We start from the raw sequence: 17991 nt of genomic DNA on the forward strand, positions 1-17991 counted from the left end.
CCCTGATGGGTGAGGATCAAGGAAACACTCCGTGTTCGCGAATGCCTGGAATGCAGGGAACGAATGCGCGGGCCCGGAACCGGGCCGGTGTGAAAAATGAGTCCCGCGTACGGGACTCACGAAGGGTGCGAATGGTTGCGCGCGAGCCGTGTGGTGACGGACACAGGGGGCGCCGCGCGGCGGGCGTCCGCACGCGATTCCGTACGCGGTCGCCCAGGGCGCGTACGCCGGTGGGGTCGGTGGTCGCGTCGTGGACGCCGTGGCGGTATGCCGGGCGGTGATGGGCCATGAAGCCATGTTCGTGCAGGCGTTCGAAGAAGGGAAGGGTGGAAGCGTGCGAGCCGGGTCGGTTCGCCGCGCGCCCCGCCGCATCACCCCTTGCGGTGACCGGGTTCTGGCGAGCCCACGCCAAGAAAGGGGGTTTTGGGGGCGCATCGCGGGTTTATCGACTTGTCCTCACGCTTGCGAGGGAATAGTTCCTTGCGGGGTGGTTTCCAGCGGATTCGGTGGGCAACTCTGGTCTCGCGACGTCGTCACCACGACCGAGGCGGTTGGCCAACTGCCTGGGCCAGAGCCGTAGGTCCGTACTTCTGCCGTCACATGGAGGAAATGACATGGCAAGCATCCGCACCGTCACCGCTTTCGCCGCCGTCGCCGCGCTGCCCCTCGCCGCAGCGCTCTTCACGGGCGTCGCCCAGGCCGACAACGGCGCGCTGTCCGACGACGGGTCGAACGCGGCGGTGGCCACGATCAGTGGCAGCGGGGTGGGCGACCACAACTTCGGCAATTCGACGACCACGCAGCAGGTCGCGACCGGGGCGGGCGCTTCGAACCAGAACAACACCGCGAACGTGGTCGGCTCGGGCCTCACGTCGATCGACCAGTCCAACGAGAACATCGCGGTGAACTTCCACAACGTCTGGTGGTAGAGCGGCCCGCCAGGTCCGTGAGGCCGGCCGAGCCGGCGGGCTCGCGGAAGTCGGTGGGGTCGACACGTCGGTGGGGCTGACCGAGCCGGTAGGCCTGGGCCGGCAGGGCTGACGAAGCCAGTGGGGGGAATCAAGCCGGTAAGGCGCCAAATGAATACCCAGGCTGGTCCGGGACGCCGGATCGGTCCAGGACAGGGGCCCGTACGTGCCGCGTACGGGCCTTCGCCATGCCGCGATGCCCCTCGTGCAACGGGGTGGGCGGGCCCTACAACCGCGTGACGTCCAGCTCCCCGGCCGCGTACTGTCCGCGGATCACCTTCTTGTCGAACTTCCCGACGCTCGTCTTCGGCACCGCCGCCACCACCGCCCACCGCTCCGGCAGCTGCCACCTCGGGACCGATCCGGCCAGGAACTCCCGCAGCGCCGCGTAGTCGGCCGTCGCGCCCTCGTGGAGGACGACCGTCGCGAGCGGACGTTCGCCCCACTTGTCGTCCGGTACGGCCACGACCGCCGCCTCCGCCACCTCCGGGTGCGCCATCAGGGCGTTCTCCAGCGCGACACTGGAGATCCACTCACCCCCGGACTTGATGACGTCCTTCGCCCGGTCCGTGAGCGTGAGGTAGCCGTCCGGGCTGATGACCCCGACATCTCCCGTCCGCAGCCAGCCGTCCGGGCTGAACCTGTCCTCGGGCCTGAGCGGTTCGCCGCCGACACCGCCGTAGTACGCCGCTGCGATCCAGGGGCCCCGTACCTCCAGCTCCCCGGCCGACTCGCCGTCCCAGGGCAGGAAGTCACCGTCCGGCCCGGCCAGCCGGGCCTCGACCCCGGCCGGGAAACGGCCCTGGGTGAGGCGGTACGGCCATTCCTCCTCGGCGCCGAGCCCCGCCGGCGGATGGGCCATCGTGCCGAGCGGGGAGGTCTCGGTCATGCCCCAGGCGTGGCAGAGCCGTACGCCGAGCTTGTCGTACGCCGCCATCAGCGCCGGCGGACAGGCCGAGCCGCCGATCGAGACATTGGTCAGGGAGGTCAGGTCGCGCGGGCGGGCCGTCACCTCGGCGAGCAGGCCCTGCCAGATGGCGGGCACGGCGGCGGCGTGCGTGGGCTGCTCGCGTTCGATCATCTCGGCGAGCGGGGCGGGCTGGAGGAAGCGGTCGGGCATCAGCATGTTCACGCCGCTCATGAACGCGGCGTGCGGCAGCCCCCAGGCGTTCACATGGAACTGCGGTACGACCGCGAGGGTCGTGTCCCGGTCGGTGAGGCCCATCGAAGAGGCCATGTTGACCTGCATCGAGTGCAGGTAGACGGACCGGTGGGAGAAGAGGACGCCCTTGGGGTCGCCGGTCGTGCCGGAGGTGTAGCACATGGCCGCCGCGGACCGTTCGTCGAGTTGGGGCCAGGCGTACGTGGTGGGGCGGCCGGCGATCAGCTCCTCGTACTCGTGCACGCGCGCGGTCGCTCCGGCCAGCGGACCGCGGTCACCGGGGCCGGCGACGACGATGTGCTCGACCTTCGGCAGACGGGGCAGGAGCGGCGCCAGCAGCGGGATCAGGGTGCCGTTCACGACGATGACGCGGTCGTCTGCGTGGTTGACGATCCACACCAACTGCTCGGCGGGCAGCCGCAGGTTGAGGGTGTGCAGGACGGCGCCCATGGCGGGCACGGCGAAGTACACCTCGACGTGCTCCGCGTTGTTCCACATCAGCGTTCCCAGAACGCGCCCCTCGGTCACCCCGAGGTCGCCCAGGGCGTTGGCGAGCCGCGCGGCGCGATCGCCGATCTCGGCGAAGTCGCGACGCCGGGGTTCGGCGTCACCGGTCCACGTGGTCACGGTCGACCGGCCGTGGATCGTACGGCCGTGCTCCAGGATCCGTGAGATCAGAAGCGGTACATCCTGCATGGTGCTCAGCACGGCGTCCTCCCGGAGGGCACGGGCGCGTGCGGCAGCCGCGCGGGGCGGCCGCGTGACGCGGAGCGCGGAACGGATTCGCGCCGATTGTGCGCACGTACCGATCGGTATGTCACTACCCAGGAGCGAACGACACCCCGCGACACCCCGGGGTTCAGTGGACCGGGACGAGTTCCGGGTCCTCGCGGAGCTTGCCGAGCGCGCGCGAGACCGCGCTCTTGACCGTGCCGACCGACACTCCGAGCACCTCGGCCGTCTGGGACTCGCTGAGGTCCTCGTAGTACCGCAGGACGACCATCGCCCGCTGCCGGTCGGGCAGCCGCATCACCGCGCGCCACATCGCGTCGTGCAGCGCCTGCCGCTCGGCGGGGTCGGGCTCGGGCAGACCCGCGGGTTCCGGCAGCTCCTCGCACGCGAACTCGTCGATCTTGCGCTTGCGCCACTGGGACGTACGGGTGTTGAGCAGGGCCCGGCGGACATAGCCGTCCAGCGCCCGGTGGTCCTCGATCCGGTCCCAGGCGACGTACGTCTTGGTGAGGGCCGTCTGCAGCAGGTCCTCGGCGTCGGAGGGGTTGGAGGTGAGCGAACGCGCCGTCCGCAGCAGTACGGGTCCCCGGGCCCGTACGTACGAGGCGAAGGACGTGTACGACTGGTGCGCGCGCGGCTGGTGCGTGCGCGACGCGTACGCGGCCGGCGCGGCGGCGGAGGCGTTCGTGCAGACAAGCGTGGTCATGGGCTCAACGCTAGGAGCGGTGCCCGTTCCGGGGATCGGTCCCAGGTCCCGAAGCGGTGTCCCCCTGTGGGTGTACGGATGGCGTCGGCCGCACCTCCTGAAGGTGGAGAGGGCGAACACGTCCGTAGGGGTCGGGCGCTCGGAGCGGACGGCCGCGTCCCGGAGCCGGGCCCGACCGCCGGCGCGCCTCCGTCGCGGGTGGGACAGCGTGCCGGCCGCTCGGACGGTCAGTTGGTGCCGATCTTCGCGAGCAGATCGACGATCCTTGCCTGCACCTCGGCGGTCGTGGAGCGTTCCGCGAGGAACAGCACCGTCTCGCCGGACGCGAGCCGTGGCAGTTCCTCCTCGTTGATGCCGGTGGACGTGTAGATGACGAGCGGAGTGCGGTTCAACTGCCCGTTCGCCCGCAGCCAGTCGACGATCCCGGCGCGTCGGCGGCGTACCTGCATCAGGTCCATGACGACCAGGTTCGGCCGCATCTGGGCGGCCAGGCCGGCCGCCTGGTTGTCGGTGGCCGCGAGGGCGACCTGCATGCCGCGCCGCTCCAGCGTCGCCGTCAGCGCCAGCGCGATCTCCTCGTTCTCCTCGATCAGCAGGACGCGGGAGGGGTGCTGCTCGCTGTCGCGCGGGGCCAGGGCCTTCAGCAGTACCGCGGGGTCCGCGCCGTACGCCGCTTCGCGGGTCGCCTGGCCCAGACCCGCCGTCACCAGGACGGGGACCTCGGCGGCGACGGCCGCCTGGCGCAGGGAGGTGAGGGCGGTACGGGTGATGGGTCCGGTCAGCGGGTCCACGAACAGGGCCGCGGGGAACGCGGCGATCTGCGCGTCGACCTCCTCGCGGGAGTTCACGACCACCGGCCGGTAGCCGCGTTCGCTCAGCGCGTGCTGCGTGGAGACGTCAGGCGCGGGCCAGACCAGCAGGCGGCGGGGGTTGTCGAGCGGCTCGGGCGGGAGCTCGTCGTCCACGGGCTGCGGCTGGGGGCGGTTGGCGACCTCGACCGCGCCCCCGGGACCGTCCAGCGGCTCGGGGCCCTCGGCGCCCTCGTCGGGCGCCCCGATCGCGTACGAGCGTCCCTCGATGTGCGCGGCGGGCAGCCGCGAACCGCCGTGGGAGCCGGCGCCGCCGACGTGGCCACCGGCCTGCGGCGGGACGGGCTGTCCCGGCATCCCGGGTACGCCGGTCATGCCGGGCATGCCCGGCCGGGGCTGCGGCTGTGCCGGCGCCTGCGGTTGTGGCTGTGGTTGCGGCAGCGGCCGCGGACGGGACTGAGGCTGCGGGTGGGACGGCGGGGGCGGCGTCTGTGCGTGCGGCTGGGGCTGCGCGGGTCCCGGAGGCCCGGGGTGCGGCCTGGCGGCGGACTCGGCGCGCTCGTCCGTGTCGGGCGGGGTGCCCAGCTTGCGGCGGCGGCCGGAGCCGAGGGAACCGGGGGAGGCCGACTGCCCGGAGGACCGGTTCTGCGGCGTGTTGCCGGCTTGTCCCTGCGCCGGGGCCGGGATTTGGCCCGGGACCTGGCCCTGGCTCTGCTGCGGTACCGGCGTTTGGCCGCCCTGGCCGCCCTGACTCCCTTGTCCTCCTTGGCTGTTCCGGCCCTGGGGCTGCCGTGGCGGCTGTTGTGCCTGTTGCCCAGAGGGCTGAACGAAGGGCACGCCCTGGCCGAGCGTCCGCACGCTGAAGGCCCTGCCCTGGGTGGAGTCCGGAGGAACGGGAGCGGCAGGGACGGCTGGTGCGGCCGGTGCCTCCGCCGGGAGCGGCTGCGCGGGAGGCAGCGGCTGGTGCGCGCCCAGCCGGGGATCCGGCAGGGCGGACGCGGGTGCGGCAGGAGCCGGGGCGGGGGCGGCCGCAGGGGCGCCCGGAGCGTCGTCCGCGGGCTCCGGGTCGTCGGGCCAGCCGGGCGGTTCGGGCATCACGCCGAAGCCGGAAGTGGTCGGGAAGCCGTGGCCGTCGTCGGCGCCGCTCTCGCCCGGAGCGACGCCCGCCGCACCAGCCACACCGGCCGCACCAGCAACATCGGGTGCGCCTGCCGCGCCTGCCACGCCGGTTGCTCCGGCCGTTCCGGCCGCGCCGCCGGTGCCCGCTGCGGGGCTCGCGTTCCCGCCGGTACCCGCGGCTCGGCCGGGGGCGGCCTGGACGGGGCCCGCCCAGCCGTTCGGATCGACGGCCATGGTGCCGGTGTCGAACCCCTCGGGCTCGGACCCGTCGCCGAAGTCCTCCGCCGTCTCCTCGGCACCCCAGACGAGCCCCTGGCCGGGTGCGCCGCTGTCGGGCCATTCCTGCGGGGCCGGGACGTCCGGGCGCGCCCTGCGGCGCCCGGCGGCCGGCAGGGGGTGCGCCTGCGGCGGGGTGTAGTCGGTGTCGGCTTCCGGCCGTACGGTGTCGTGCCTGCTCGGGACGGTGCCGCCGGGCGCGGTCGGCCGCACGGGCCCGGCGGTGGGCCCTGCCGACGGGGCGGGGGCGGGCGTACGGTCCGCTGCCGCGGGCGGCAGCGCGAACGCGCTGCGCGGGCCCTCGGCCGGAGCCCGGTCGTCGGCCGCCTGGGCGGACCGTTCGACGCGCCGCTCAAGCTCCTGCGCCGGCGCCAGGGCGCGCCGCGCCCGGCGCCCGCCGGGCTGTGACGGAACGGCGGCGGCGGACGCGGGAACGGGCTGTGGCGGCGCGGGGACCGGCGCATGGCCGTGCGGCTGAGCCTGCCCTTGTCCCTGCCCCTGAGCCTGCGGCTGCGGCCGCGACCCACTTTGGACGGGCGCCGGCGGCGGGACCGGGCTCGGGGCCTGTGCCTGGACCCGCCGCGGGTCCAGACGCTGCCGCGGGTCGAAGCGCTGGGGGTCCTGGGACTGCCGGGGGTCGAGGGGCTGCCGTGGTGCCTGGGGTTGGCCGGCGGCCGGGGCGATCCGTACCGCACCCCCCGCACCTCCCGCTCCACCGGCCGGCAGCAGCTGGGGAGCACCAGGCGCGGGCGCGTCAGGGCCCCCGGCGGCCTCGGATACCCCGCTCATACGGACCGGTTCGGCCGGCCCCGCCGCGCCCTCCGCAGCCACGGCCCCCACCGGCGGTGCCTCGGCGAAGGGCGCCACCGGCCCGGCGGGCAGCGCGGGCAGCGCGTTCTGCCCCATGCGCCGGGCCCGGCGTCCCGTCCCGCCGGATGCCGCCTCCGGGGGAACGCCCTGCGGAGGCACCGCCTGGCCGAGCGCCGGCCGCCCGGCCGCCGCCGCGCCTTCGGCGGCGGTGACGACCGCTCCCTCGGACGCCGACGAGGACGGGGCGGGGGGCAGTGCGAAGGGGGAGACGGCGTGGGCGCCGGGCGGCACGGACTCCTCGGCCGGGCTGGGCCGACCGCGCCGGCGACCGGTGCCACCTCCAGCGCCCGGTCCCGCGCCGGGGGCGGAATCCGTACCGCCGACAGGGCCCGTGGCCGTGTCCGTACCACCCGTATCCACGCCCGGTCCGACACCCTGCGCGGGAATCAGCCCCCGGGAGCCGCCTTCGGAAGACGCGTCGGCGCCGGCGACGGGCTCGCCGTCCGGGGCGGCGGCCCTGGCCCGGCGCCGGCCCGTCGGCTGCTGATCGGCGGTGTCATCTCCCGGCCCCCCGGGTCCTCCCGGCCCGGCCTGTCCTCCCGGTCCTTCCAGGAACGCGTCCGTGGACGCCCGCCGCGCGCGCCGCCGCCCGCCGCCCGTCCGGGGGCCGCTCTGCCCCGCGGGTCCGCCGGGCCCGCCGGGTACCTGGCCGGGCGATGCCGGGACCTCGGCCGCACCGGGGTCCGCGGGCGCCGCGGCGGGCGCCGGGACCGTACCGGCCCCCTCGCCCAGCGGCAGTTCCAGTACGTACGCGCTGCCGCCCGTGCCCGGCACCTCGTGCGTCTGGAGCACCCCGCCATGCGCGCGTACGATCCCGCGCACGATCGGCTCGTGCACCGGATCGCCGCCCGCGAACGGCCCGCGCACCTCGATCCGTACGACCTGTCCGCGCTGCGCCGCCGCCACCACGATCGTCGAGTCGACGTACCCGCCACCGGGCAGCGCGCGGGTCCGGCCCGTCGAGTCGACCCCGGCCACATCGGCCACCAGGTGCGCGAGCGCCGTCGCCAGCCGGCCGGGGTCCGCCTCGGCCTCGATCGGCGGGGCGTGCACCGCGAACTGCGCCCGGCCGGGGCCGATCAGCTCGACCGCGCCCTCCACCCCGGCCGCCACCACCTGGTCGAGCAGGACGTTCGTCTTGACCAGCGCTTCCGCGCCGGCGTCCAGCCGCTGGTAGCCGAGGACGTTGTCCACGAGGGTCGTCATCCGGGAGTAACCGGCCGCCAGGTGGTGCAGGATCTGGTTGGCCTCTGGCCACAGCTGCCCGGCGGGGTCGTCGGCGAGCGTGCCCAGCTCGCCGCGCAGTTCCTCCAGCGGCCCGCGCAGCGACTCGCCGAGCACGGCCGTCAGCTGCGCGTGCCGGCCGGTCAACTCGTCGTACCGCTCGGTCAGCTCCTCGATCTCGGCCGCGTACCGGTCGCTGCGGTCCGCGAGCTCCGCCGCGTGGCGCTCGGTCGCCTCGGCGAGCTCGGCGGTGAGCCGGTCGGTCGTCCCGGTCAGCTCACCGGTGAGGCGCTCGGTGGTCTCCGCCAGCTCGGCCGCGTGCCGTTCCGTGGCCTCCGTCAGTTCCGCCGCGTGCCGCTCCCGCGCGGCCTCCAGCTCGGCATCGTGCTTCTCGACCAGCTCGTCGTACGGACGCCGGTCGGTGAAGGTCATCACGGCGCCGACGAGCTGGTCCCCGTCCCGTACCGGCGCGGTCGTCAGGTCGACGGGCACCTGCTTGCCGTTCTTGGCCCACAGCACCTGCCCCCGGACCCGGTGCTTGCGCCCGGACCTGAGCGTGTCCGCCAGCGGCGAGTCCTCGTACGGGAACGGTTCGCCGTCCGCGCGCGAGTGCAGCACCAGCGGGTGCAGCTCCCGGCCGCCGAGGTCACCGGCGCGGAAGCCGAGGATCTGGGCGGCGGCCGGATTGACGAGGACGACGCGGCCGTCGGTGTCCGTACCGACCACGCCCTCCGACGCGGCCCGCAGGATCATCTCGGTCTGCCGCTGCGAGCGCGCCAGCTCGGCCTCGGTGTCGACGGTGCCCGACAGGTCACGGACGACCAGCATCAGCAGTTCGTCGCCGGTGAAACTGTGCCGGTCGTTGTACGCGTCCCGGCCGTCCTCCAGGCTCGCGCTGGTGACTTCGGCGGGGAACGAAGCGCCGTCCGTGCGCCGCGCCATCATCCGCGTCGGCTTCGTGCGCCCCCGGGTGTCCGCCACCCCGGGGCGGCGCATCGAGCCGGGGATCAGCTTGGAGTCGAACTCGGGCAGCAGATCGAGCAACCCGCGCCCGACCAGCGCGGTGCCGGGCGCCTCGAACATCTCCAGCGCGATGGTGTTGGCGTTGACGATCGTGCCGTTGGCGTTGACGAGCACCAGGCCGTCGGGCAGTGCGTCGAGTATCGCCGCGAGGCGAGCAGCGCCCCGGGATGGCCTGCTGCTCACGACGACGCTTCCTCCCTGACTACTGCACTGTGCGGACGGCCGCACCCATCTTGCCCGCCGGGCCCTGGCCTGTCACTTGAGGGAGTCTAAGGGCTGGCACGCCCGGCGCGGCGGCGGACGTTTGCCGCCGGACCGCGCCGCGCCCGGGACGGCTTGGCGACCCCGCGGCCGCCGGGCCGATACGGATGGTCGCGCGGCCGTACCGGCGCTCGCGGGCCCGCGTCGGGGATCGTCGCGGGCCCTGTGTGCCTGCCGCCCCCGCGCGCTACCCCCGGGCGGCGGGCAGTACGGGCTCGACGGCCTGCCAGCGCGAGATCTCGCAGCCGTTCGTCCGGTCGAAGGAGGCGTTGACGGCCCGGCCGCGCCAGGTGCCGGTGACCTTCGCGGTGGCGGGGCCGCCGTCGATCATGGTGCACATGGCGTCCTTGGCCACCGGCGCGAACGGGTCCCGCTTCTCCCCCGCCAGTTTCGCCAGCCGGTCGCACGCGGCGGCGGCCCGGGGATGCGACCCGCCGGTCGGCCCGCAGGTCAGCTCGTACGTCCCGTCGGCGGCACGGTCCCCGCTGCCCCGGACGGTGACGGTGAGCCGGTCCTTGGGCGCGCCCCCGCCGACGCCCCCGCCGACACCCTCGGTGGTCCCGGACCCGGTGGCTCCGGATCCGGCGTGCGGCGAGTCCGCGGCCACCGGCCCGGCGGCCCCCAGGACGGCGGCGGACGCGACAAGACAGGCGGCGGCGGTGAGGGAGAGACGAAGAGGCATGGAAGCTCCTGATCGATACCAATCGATACATTTCTGCACAATCCAGGACGACCGGGCGCGCCGCCCCGCCTCCCTAACGCGACCACACCCCCGCTGGTTGCGCACCCCGAGGTGCTTTGCCCCACGGCCCACCTGCCGGGTACCGTGAGAACCGATTGGTCGCAGCGCACCCTGCTGTGTCATCATCTGCACACCGCCCGCGCGAGCGCGGACACCCGTGGAGGCGTCGCCTAGTCCGGTCTATGGCGCCGCACTGCTAATGCGGTTTGGGTCTTAAAGCCCATCGAGGGTTCAAATCCCTCCGCCTCCGCACAGAGATCAAGGAAGCCCCGGCCCCCGGCCGGGGCTTCCTTGCGTGAGGTCCGCTCAAAGCTTGTTTTCGCAGGTCATCCAGGGTCCGGGGAATGGATTTCGCCTGGCGGCGCAGGTCATGTAATGTTGTTCCCGCAACGCCGACCGGGCCGAAAAGCCCGGGAACGCCAAGCACTCGTAGCTTAACGGATAGAGCATCTGACTACGGATCAGAAGGTTGCAGGTTCGAATCCTGCCGAGTGCACACAGGTCAAAGGCCCCGCCGGTTATCCGGACGGGGCCTTTGGCATCAGTGGCTGACATCAGTGCGACCGGAGAGCCGCCCTCAGTCGTCCGACGCCTCCCCCTCCGGTTCCTCGTCGGGGTCATCGAGATGTCAGCCGTCTCCGGGTGTTCTTCCCGGCGCAGCAGCAGCGCGTGGTGGAGCCGCGTCGTAGTCAGTGCGCACCGGTCGCGGTGCTGACACGCTGATCACCAGGTGGGCCGCGCCGAGCGCCGCAGCGGGCAGGAGGGCGCCGGACAGCAGGACCGTTGATGTCATCGGAGTGCGTTTTCAGTCGTGTGGGTGTGGTGCGTCCGCCCAGGCCGCCGGAAGAGAGCGGCGAGCCAGCTCCGCTTGCGCCCGGTTCTTCTGTGATCCGGCTTCCGATGGACGGGGCGGAGCTCTGGGGGAGAGGCGGGGCAAGACGGGGACGGCGTCTTCACCGGCCATACGGTCAACGAGTAACGGCCCGTGTGGTCGGCGACGTTGACGGTCACCGGCATGCCGTGCATCAGCTGTTGCCAGGCCGCGCGTTGCGCGTCGACGTCGTCACACCAGCGGCGTAGTTCGTCGGGTGCGTCGGGTAGGCCGGCGGGCACTCGCCGAACGATGCTTCCCACGGCCCAGGGCGTGCCCGGCGCAGGGTCGAGACGGTCGGCGATGCGGTGTGCCTGCCCCCGCAGCCAACGCAATGCCAGCTTGGGGGAGATCGTTTTCAGAGTGCCCAGCACCACGCGAACGCTTCGGCCGTTCGCCGGGCCCTCGCCGATCACGGTCGCGGTGTAGACGGTGTGCGTCACGATGTGCCACCCACCGCGGGCAGTTGCTTCCGGTGCAGCGCGGCCAACGCTGCGAGCTGACGCCGTTCCCAGTGGGTCGCCGGCCGAACCGATATGCGCCGCGCCTCCCAGGTGAGGCCGGAAGGGCGGACGAGGCGGACGAGCGAGCCGTTCAGAGCGTCCACGTACCCGGCCCGTTCCGAGCCGGAGTCGAACACGGCCGCCCCCACACGCAGGGTCGTCATATCCGGCGACGATGCCTGACCACGCCCGGCCCGGAGGCGGCGAGGCGAGTTCTGCCGCATCACCGGTACCCACCGATTCCCGAATGCGGGTGGGCGGCGATCTCCCGGTTGCACTGCTCAGCAGTCAGCGGGCCGCGCCCGAGCCGGGCCACCTCTCGCTGCCCGACCAACTCCCCCGAGGTACAGGCGGCGGAACTCCCCTCTTCCAATGGCATCGGCACCGCACGCGCACTCGCCCGCATGTACGCCGCGCTGATCGGCGAGGTCGACGGCGTGCGTCTGCTCACCCCGGAATCCCTGTCGTCGGCCACGGAGGAGAAGGCCAGCGGGAAGGACAAGGTGATGGTGATCCCGAGCCGGTTCAGCACCGGATACATGCTGCCTGCGGAGGGCAACCTCATGACCGGCCCGAACGCCTTCGGGCACACCGGCCGCGGCGGCTCGCTCGGCTTCGCCGACCCCGCACAGGGCATCGCCTTCGGGTACGTCACGAACCACATCGTCAGCGGCTCGGACGATGTGCGCGCGGCTTCGCTGACCGAAGCGGTCCGGAAGTCGCTGGCGTAAGCGACCGCCCACGGCGGTGTCGTCTAGCGGATCGCCTCGTCCATGAGTACGTAGAGCAGCCCGACAAGGGAGCCGCTGCTGACGATCTCGCGGCGGTCGATCATGCCCCGCACTTCGGCCAGCGGGATCCACTCGACCCGGTCCGACTCGTTCTTCTCGGTCGGCGGACCTTCGTACGTCGCGCCGTCGGCCCGGAAGACGTGGTGCTGGGAGTCGGTGATGCCGTTGGCCGGCTCGGCGTAGATCAGCGACGTGACCGGACCTGGCCGCCAGCCGGTCTCCTCCAGCACCTCACGGGCTGCCGCGTCGGCCGGCGTCTCCCCTCCTCGACCAGCCCCATGGGCAGCTCCCATGCCCAGGCGTTCGTGATGAAGCGGTGCCGCCACATCATCAGCACCTCGCGGCGCTCGTTGACCACGGCGGCCACGGCCAGGTGACGGAGCTTGACGACGTGGTGCTCCCAGCGGTTTCCGTCCGGCGTCTCGACATCGGTGAGCCACAGGTTCACCCAGCTGTTCTCGTAGATTGGACGTTCCCCGTGGATCTTCCACTGCATCGCTGCGGCCCCTCTCGATCGGCCTCCAGGCCGTAAGCGTCTTCACAGTGCACGTTCCACGTCACGTCGCCCAGGTGGGAAGGCCTCGTTCAGCGCGGCCACGGAGGCCGGGTAGGTACACCCTGGACTCGAAACACGTCTGTGGCCGTCCCCGAAGGGACGGCCACAGGGTCTGCGCAGCCATATGCGCGATGTTTCGCTTGCTGAAGCCGATCCTGCCGAGGACGACTACGGTCGGTCAAGTCGGCAGCACGTTAAGTGGTACCGGTTTTGGACAACCTCGACGGGCGAAGCTGAGGAACGATCAATGTCCGCGAGGTCGATCGACCGGTCATCGAACATGAGCCGGCAGACCATCCGTCTGTCAGTGCTGTCTCAGGGTTGCCTGGCGTCGCTTCCGGGTCACGAACGTGAACGCCGCGCCCGTGCCGAGCAGCAGGGCGCTGAGAGAAAGGATCTTCAGCAGGCCGGACGTACCCGTGTTGGCCAGGCCGCCTGAGCCTCCGCCGGTCTGGGGGGCCGGCTTGTTGGGCGGCACGGAGGCGGGCGGCTCATGGGCCGGCGGCACCGGGGACGGCGGCGGAGTGGGCGTCGGCGTCGGCGTGGGCGTCGGCGTGGGAGCCGGCGTCTCCTTGGGGATGTACACGCCGGCATCGATCGTGTGGTCGACCTCGCCCGGCTTGTCCGGTGCCGTGACAGGTGCCTGTCCATCGCACAACTGCCCGGTCGTCGGCGGGGTCACATTGGAGTCATGTGCCCGGTCGTCACCGGCTCGCGGGAGCGTGAACCGCAGCTCGGTGGCCGGCGGCTGAGTCGGCACCTCGCTGGTGTCCGCGGTACACACATCGAACTCCACCGTGTATTTCGCACCCGGCTCGAGCTCGTAGGCGGCGCCGACGCCACCGAAGTAGTACTCGCCGGCGGCATCGGTCGTGGTCGTGGCGACCTGCTTGCCGTCGGCGTCCAGCAGGTTGATCGTCGCGTCCGGCAGCGGCACTTCGTCGGGGCCCTCGGGGTCCTGGATCCCATTGTGGTCGCCGTCGAACCACACCCGGTTGCCGATCTGGATCGGCGCGTTCGCCGCCGCGTACGCGACGTCGCCGAGCCCGCCGGCCTTGCCGAACCCGCTCTGTGCCTGACTGACGAACTGGTACGCGTTGGTGGCCGGAGCGTTGCCCGGTCCCTGACCGGTCGTGACGTCGTAGTAACCGGTCCCGGAGGTCGCGACGTTGACGGTCGGGTCGAATTCGGTGCTGATGACCCACTGCTGCTGCGGGATGTAGGCCACCGACCCCAGCGCGGTCTCCGCGTGAACTCCGCCGCCGAAGAAGTCGCCCGGGAAGTACTCGACGACGCCTGCGTCCTGGCCGCCACCGGTGGCGGGCGTGGCGTGGTTCGGGCAACTCCCGGTGCCTTCCCACTCGTATCCACCGGTGGGAGAGGCACAGGCCATGGTGATGTCACCGCCGGCCATGCCGTTCTCCGGTGTGTCGTCGCCCGGCCTCGGGTCCAGTCCGCCCCAGCTCACGACGTCCATGAACCTGTCGCGGAAACCGAGGATCATCGAACCGTCGCGGGTGAAGGCGAGGGAGGCGAGCGCCGGCTGCGGATCGATGAAGACGTTGCCCACCTTCCGTTCGTCCCACGTGTCCAGGGAGGTGTTCCACGGGTTCCAGTGGGTGGTCCGGTCGACGTCGTTGGAACCGAAGACGGAGCCGCGCTTGGCGGTGAGCGGGTGGTCCAGCACCGTGCTGAACCGCTCGCCGTCGTAGGTGTAGACGACGGCCTTCAGGTCTTCGCGCCGCTGTGTGCTCTCCGCGCTGCACACGCCGCCGACGTACAGCGTGTTGTTGTAGGACTGAAGACCGAACGGCCGCCAGTCGCCGGGGCTCGCGCAGCCCGGGTCCGGGATGCGTACCGTCGCCTCGGGCGCGGACGCGGTGGTCCCGGTCGCGTCGAAGCTGACCAGGGACCGGGACCGCAGGTTCACCGCGTACAGCGTGGAGCCGTCCTCCGACAGGGCCAGGCCGCCGACGCTCTCCTTCCCCGGCGCGTCGGTGAACCCGGCGTCCTTGTTCATGTTGGTGGCGTCGTGCGGCGTCACCGCGGCGTCCGGCACCTTCGCGAACAGGGTCGGCGCGCTCCCGCCGTCGGTCGGCGTGGTGTAGATCGCGTCACCGCCGCCCGGCCCGTACGGGGTGTACCGCCGGGCGAACGCGCCCTGGAACAGCCGCTGCCGGTACTTGTCGTAGGCCAACGCGAACGTCGTGCCCACCTGGTCCTGCGTGTTGAGCGTGGTCGGGCACGCCGTCTGGTCGGGACACGTACCTCGTTTGTCCGTCCCGAACGCCACCAGTGCCCGCTTGTCCTGCGCGTCGGCGGTGTTCTGGATCGGTACGAAGTACCGTGAGTCCGGAAGTGCGTAGTCCGCCGGGTTCCAGACACCGGTAATGACCGCGTCGTCCTTGCCGTCCGACACGTCCACGAACGTCGTGAAGCTGTCGAAGTGGTTTTCCGCCGTAGAGGCCGGCGCCGCCCGCAGATACTTGTTGTACGGCGCCGGGATGGTGACGTCGACGCGGTACTGGCCGCCGGTCAATGTGGTCGACTGTGATATCACCACCTTTCCGGCGGCATCCGTGGTGCCGGTGACCCGATGGCCGGCCGGGTCCGACACCTCGACCTTCATGCCCCGCTGGGGAACATCCATGGCCGCGTTGACCACGCCGGTGCCGAAGAAATCCCGCAGCACCTCAACTGTCAGGGTTCCGTCGCCGGCCGCGGCGGTGGCCGTCCCGGCCGTCGCGCCCATGGCGCTGCCCAACAGCAGGAAAACGCACAGGCCCGCTCGCGCCAGCGGCCCCGTAGGCTTTCCGGCTGTCCGGGTTAATCTTCCACGTACTCTTCGCACAGCCATCACACTCCCCTCGTCATGTGAACCGAGCACCCGCTTCCAGCCGTACATCCGCTTCACGGCCCCGGGTGACACATCGGTCACGAAAAGGGCTCACCGCTGTTTCGGTGAGCCCTTTCGCTCTTGGTCGTCTTGGCGGATGCGGCGAATTCAGGGACTCGGGAGTGCCATTCCCGGGCCAGTCGCACTCGTCCTCGCTTCCCCACACGGAAACAGCACAAGAATCTGAATAGTCATCCTGAATCGCTTTACCAGCGACGGTACTGTACCGGGTGGCCGCCAAGATCGGGCAAGGGCAGGGGGGAGCAGGGAATGAACGAGCGGAGCACGTTAGTTATGCGTCCCGTGGGGCGTAAGGGAATCAAGCAAAGCTTCTCGCTGGGCGCGGCCCGCCGGCGCCGATGGCCGCGGCCACGCTGGGTGGCAGCCGTCATCGGCGCTGCGGCTGTCGCGGTGGCCACGTTCCTGGTCGCGAGCGGCGACTCCGACCCCACCGGCCCCAGGGAATTGACCTCGGATCAGGCGAACCGTCTGGCGGTCGCGCGGTTCCGCAACTACCAGGTGGGCGGCCGCGCCGTGACGATCAACGTGCCGGGCACCGCCGGTGGGCTGGTCATCACCGGATCCATCGACTACCGCGGTCATGTCGGGTACGGCGTGCTGCACGGCACCGGGCGCGATGCGTCCGGCGACGGGCTGATCGAGTGGACGGCCACCACCGTGTTCGTCCATCCGATGGCGAACGCCCCGGCAAAGGCACCGGCACAACCCCCGGGGTCGGGCTGGTACAGCCGTCCGCTGCAGAAGTACGGCAGTTCACTGGACAGTTCGCTGGCCATCGCGCTGAAACTCGGCAGCGACCGGCCGGACAACGCCCAACTGCTGCCGCAGAACGGTGCCGCCTGGGTGGGACAGGAGCGGTTGGACGGACAGCGGGTGGACATCATGACCGGGCCGAGCGCCGGTGCCACGTCCGGTACGGCGGGTGCCGTGCGCTACTGGATCGGCTCGGACGGCACCATGTACCGGGTTCGCGTCGGCGTGGCCTCCGCACCGCAGCCGGTGGTCATCGATTTCGACACCCAGAAGTACGTTCCGGTCCGGCCGGTACCCGGAGTCACTCCGACGCGGTAGCCGCCGCTCAGGACGTCCGCACCCGCGCTTCCGCGACGAGCAGTGACAGCGAGGGCAGCGGAATGTCCGCCGTGTCCGGGAGCGCCGGAACGGCCGGAACAGCGGTGGCGCCCCTGGTCGTGGCGTTCGGGACCTGCGGCTGCCGCTTGGGCGCCGCCACCTCGGTGAAGGGGATACCTCCGGGTGCCGTCGGCTTCGCCCAGGTGCCGGAAGGCGAGGGCGACCGGGCGGGACGCGGGCAGGGCGCGGTCGTCGCGAGCCGGGCGGGCACCGTCGTCCGGAGATCGTTGCCGCGCAGGCAGTTGCCCTGTCCCTTCGTGGCGGTGGGGAACGTCCAGCCGACGTCGACGCCGTTGGCGGCGAAGGTGTTGTCCAGGACCTGATTGCCGTTCGGCGGAATGTCGGCGGTCGCGGTGATCACCAGCCCGGCGTTGCTGTTGCCGGCGATTCGGTTGCGGACGAACCGGTTGTCGGTGCCGCCGTCGACGCCGATGCCGATGCCCCAGCCGCCGTCGGCCTGCTCGGGGGTGGCCGCCTGCTGGTTGGCCGCGACCAGGTTGCCCGCGATGACGGCATCCCGCTGCGGGAGCAGCTTCTCCTGATGGTCGGAGTTGGTGGTGAGTCCGACCCGGTTACCGACCAGGCGGTTGCCGACCACGTACATGTCGCCACTGGCATTGGTGCCTTCGTAACCGACCGCGTTGAGTTCGGCGATGTTGTCCCGCACCACGATGCGACAGGGCGCGCACTGTCCGACGTAGATCCCCGAGTCGGCCGAGCCCGACGCGTACGAGTGCTCGATGACACCGTTCTGCGCGGAGAACGCGTAGATGCCGTACAGCCCGTTGCGGGTCGCGGTCACGTGGGAGACCAGGAACGACTTCAGGAAGGTGACGGGCTCGTCGCCGGTGTCGTAGCCGCCGGACTGACCCGGCAATCCGGCGGCCGCCTTCGCCGAACCGGTGACCAGGACCCCGTTCTGCGTGTTGTTCTGCACGGTCAGGTTCTCCACGGCCACCCCGGGAGCGGTGACGACGATGCCGTTCGGCTGCCGCAGGCGCCCGTCGATGACGACCTTGTCACGAGACTCGCCGCGAAGGGTGACGCGAGCCGTGGAGATCTTCACCGACTCGCGGTACGTGCCCGGCGCGACCAGTACGAGATCGCCGGGGCGGGCCAGGGACACCGCGGCCGAGATCGTCGGGGCGTCGTCCGGCACCTTGATCGTCACGCGCGAACCGGACGGTCGTCGGCCGTCGTCCGATCCGTCGTCCGATCCGTCGTCGCCGGCGCCGCAGCCGGCCAGTACGGGCGCCAACGTACCGAGTAACGCGGCGATCAGGCGAAGACGGAGACGAGGCATGGGCCTCATCCTGGCACGGACGCCGAC

The 17991-nt window shown here is 71.9% G+C and carries 10 protein-coding genes, 2 tRNA genes and 1 pseudogene; 5 read left to right on the forward strand and 8 right to left on the reverse strand.

Going from position 1 to position 17991, the window contains the following annotated elements; translation table 11 throughout:
- Window positions 1-614: 614 nt before the first annotated feature.
- A complete protein-coding gene (locus ACU6P3_RS17195) occupies window positions 615-929 on the forward strand; it encodes a hypothetical protein (protein WP_447193090.1) in 315 nt (104 codons plus the stop codon).
- 265 nt (window positions 930-1194) lie between these two features.
- Here the strand turns inward: ACU6P3_RS17195 and ACU6P3_RS17200 are convergent, their stop codons facing one another.
- From ACU6P3_RS17200 to ACU6P3_RS17215, 4 genes are all read right to left on the reverse strand, one after another.
- On the reverse strand, window positions 1195-2838 hold the full coding sequence (locus ACU6P3_RS17200; protein WP_447193091.1) for a long-chain fatty acid--CoA ligase: 1644 nt from the start codon (window positions 2836-2838) through the stop codon (window positions 1195-1197).
- 151 nt (window positions 2839-2989) lie between these two features.
- Window positions 2990-3568 carry a SigE family RNA polymerase sigma factor gene (locus tag ACU6P3_RS17205; protein ID WP_447193092.1) on the reverse strand — a complete coding sequence of 193 codons (579 nt, stop codon included), beginning with the start codon at window positions 3566-3568 and terminating at the stop codon, window positions 2990-2992.
- A gap of 227 nt (window positions 3569-3795) precedes the next feature.
- Window positions 3796-9072: a response regulator gene (locus ACU6P3_RS17210; RefSeq protein WP_447193093.1), complete on the reverse strand. Its 5277-nt coding sequence runs from the start codon at window positions 9070-9072 to the stop codon at window positions 3796-3798.
- Between the two features lie 265 nt (window positions 9073-9337).
- On the reverse strand, window positions 9338-9832 hold the full coding sequence (locus ACU6P3_RS17215) for an SSI family serine proteinase inhibitor (RefSeq protein ID WP_030744152.1): 495 nt from the start codon (window positions 9830-9832) through the stop codon (window positions 9338-9340).
- A 219-nt stretch (window positions 9833-10051) separates the two neighbouring features.
- Between ACU6P3_RS17215 and ACU6P3_RS17220 the strand changes: the two genes are divergently transcribed.
- Window positions 10052-10142: transfer RNA gene (locus ACU6P3_RS17220), tRNA-Ser, on the forward strand.
- 173 nt (window positions 10143-10315) lie between these two features.
- Window positions 10316-10388, forward strand: a tRNA-Arg gene (locus ACU6P3_RS17225).
- 814 nt (window positions 10389-11202) lie between these two features.
- Here the strand turns inward: ACU6P3_RS17225 and ACU6P3_RS17230 are convergent.
- Window positions 11203-11430 carry a hypothetical protein gene (locus ACU6P3_RS17230; RefSeq protein WP_447193094.1) on the reverse strand — a complete coding sequence of 76 codons (228 nt, stop codon included), beginning with the start codon at window positions 11428-11430 and terminating at the stop codon, window positions 11203-11205.
- A gap of 108 nt (window positions 11431-11538) precedes the next feature.
- Between ACU6P3_RS17230 and ACU6P3_RS17235 the strand changes: the two genes are divergently transcribed.
- Window positions 11539-11997, forward strand: a complete 459-nt coding sequence (locus ACU6P3_RS17235) for a serine hydrolase (RefSeq protein ID WP_447193095.1) — start codon at window positions 11539-11541, stop codon at window positions 11995-11997.
- 23 nt (window positions 11998-12020) lie between these two features.
- Here the strand turns inward: ACU6P3_RS17235 and ACU6P3_RS17240 are convergent.
- Window positions 12021-12553 (reverse strand): annotated as a pseudogene (locus ACU6P3_RS17240) (NUDIX hydrolase).
- Between the two features lie 364 nt (window positions 12554-12917).
- Entirely contained in the window at window positions 12918-15365 is a 2448-nt protein-coding gene (locus tag ACU6P3_RS17245; protein ID WP_447197929.1) for an SdrD B-like domain-containing protein, read from the reverse strand.
- Between the two features lie 555 nt (window positions 15366-15920).
- On the opposite strand from ACU6P3_RS17245, the gene ACU6P3_RS17250 reads away from it, so the two are divergent.
- The gene (locus tag ACU6P3_RS17250; protein WP_447197930.1) at window positions 15921-16601 is read left to right on the forward strand and encodes a hypothetical protein; all 681 of its coding nucleotides are present in this window, start codon (window positions 15921-15923) and stop codon (window positions 16599-16601) included.
- Window positions 16602-16608: 7 nt separating this feature from the next.
- On the opposite strand, the gene ACU6P3_RS17255 is transcribed toward ACU6P3_RS17250, so the two are convergent.
- Entirely contained in the window at window positions 16609-17964 is a 1356-nt protein-coding gene (locus ACU6P3_RS17255; protein ID WP_447193096.1) for a right-handed parallel beta-helix repeat-containing protein, read from the reverse strand.
- Window positions 17965-17991: the final 27 nt, after the last annotated feature.

It is taken from the genome of Streptomyces hebeiensis (assembly GCF_052983195.1).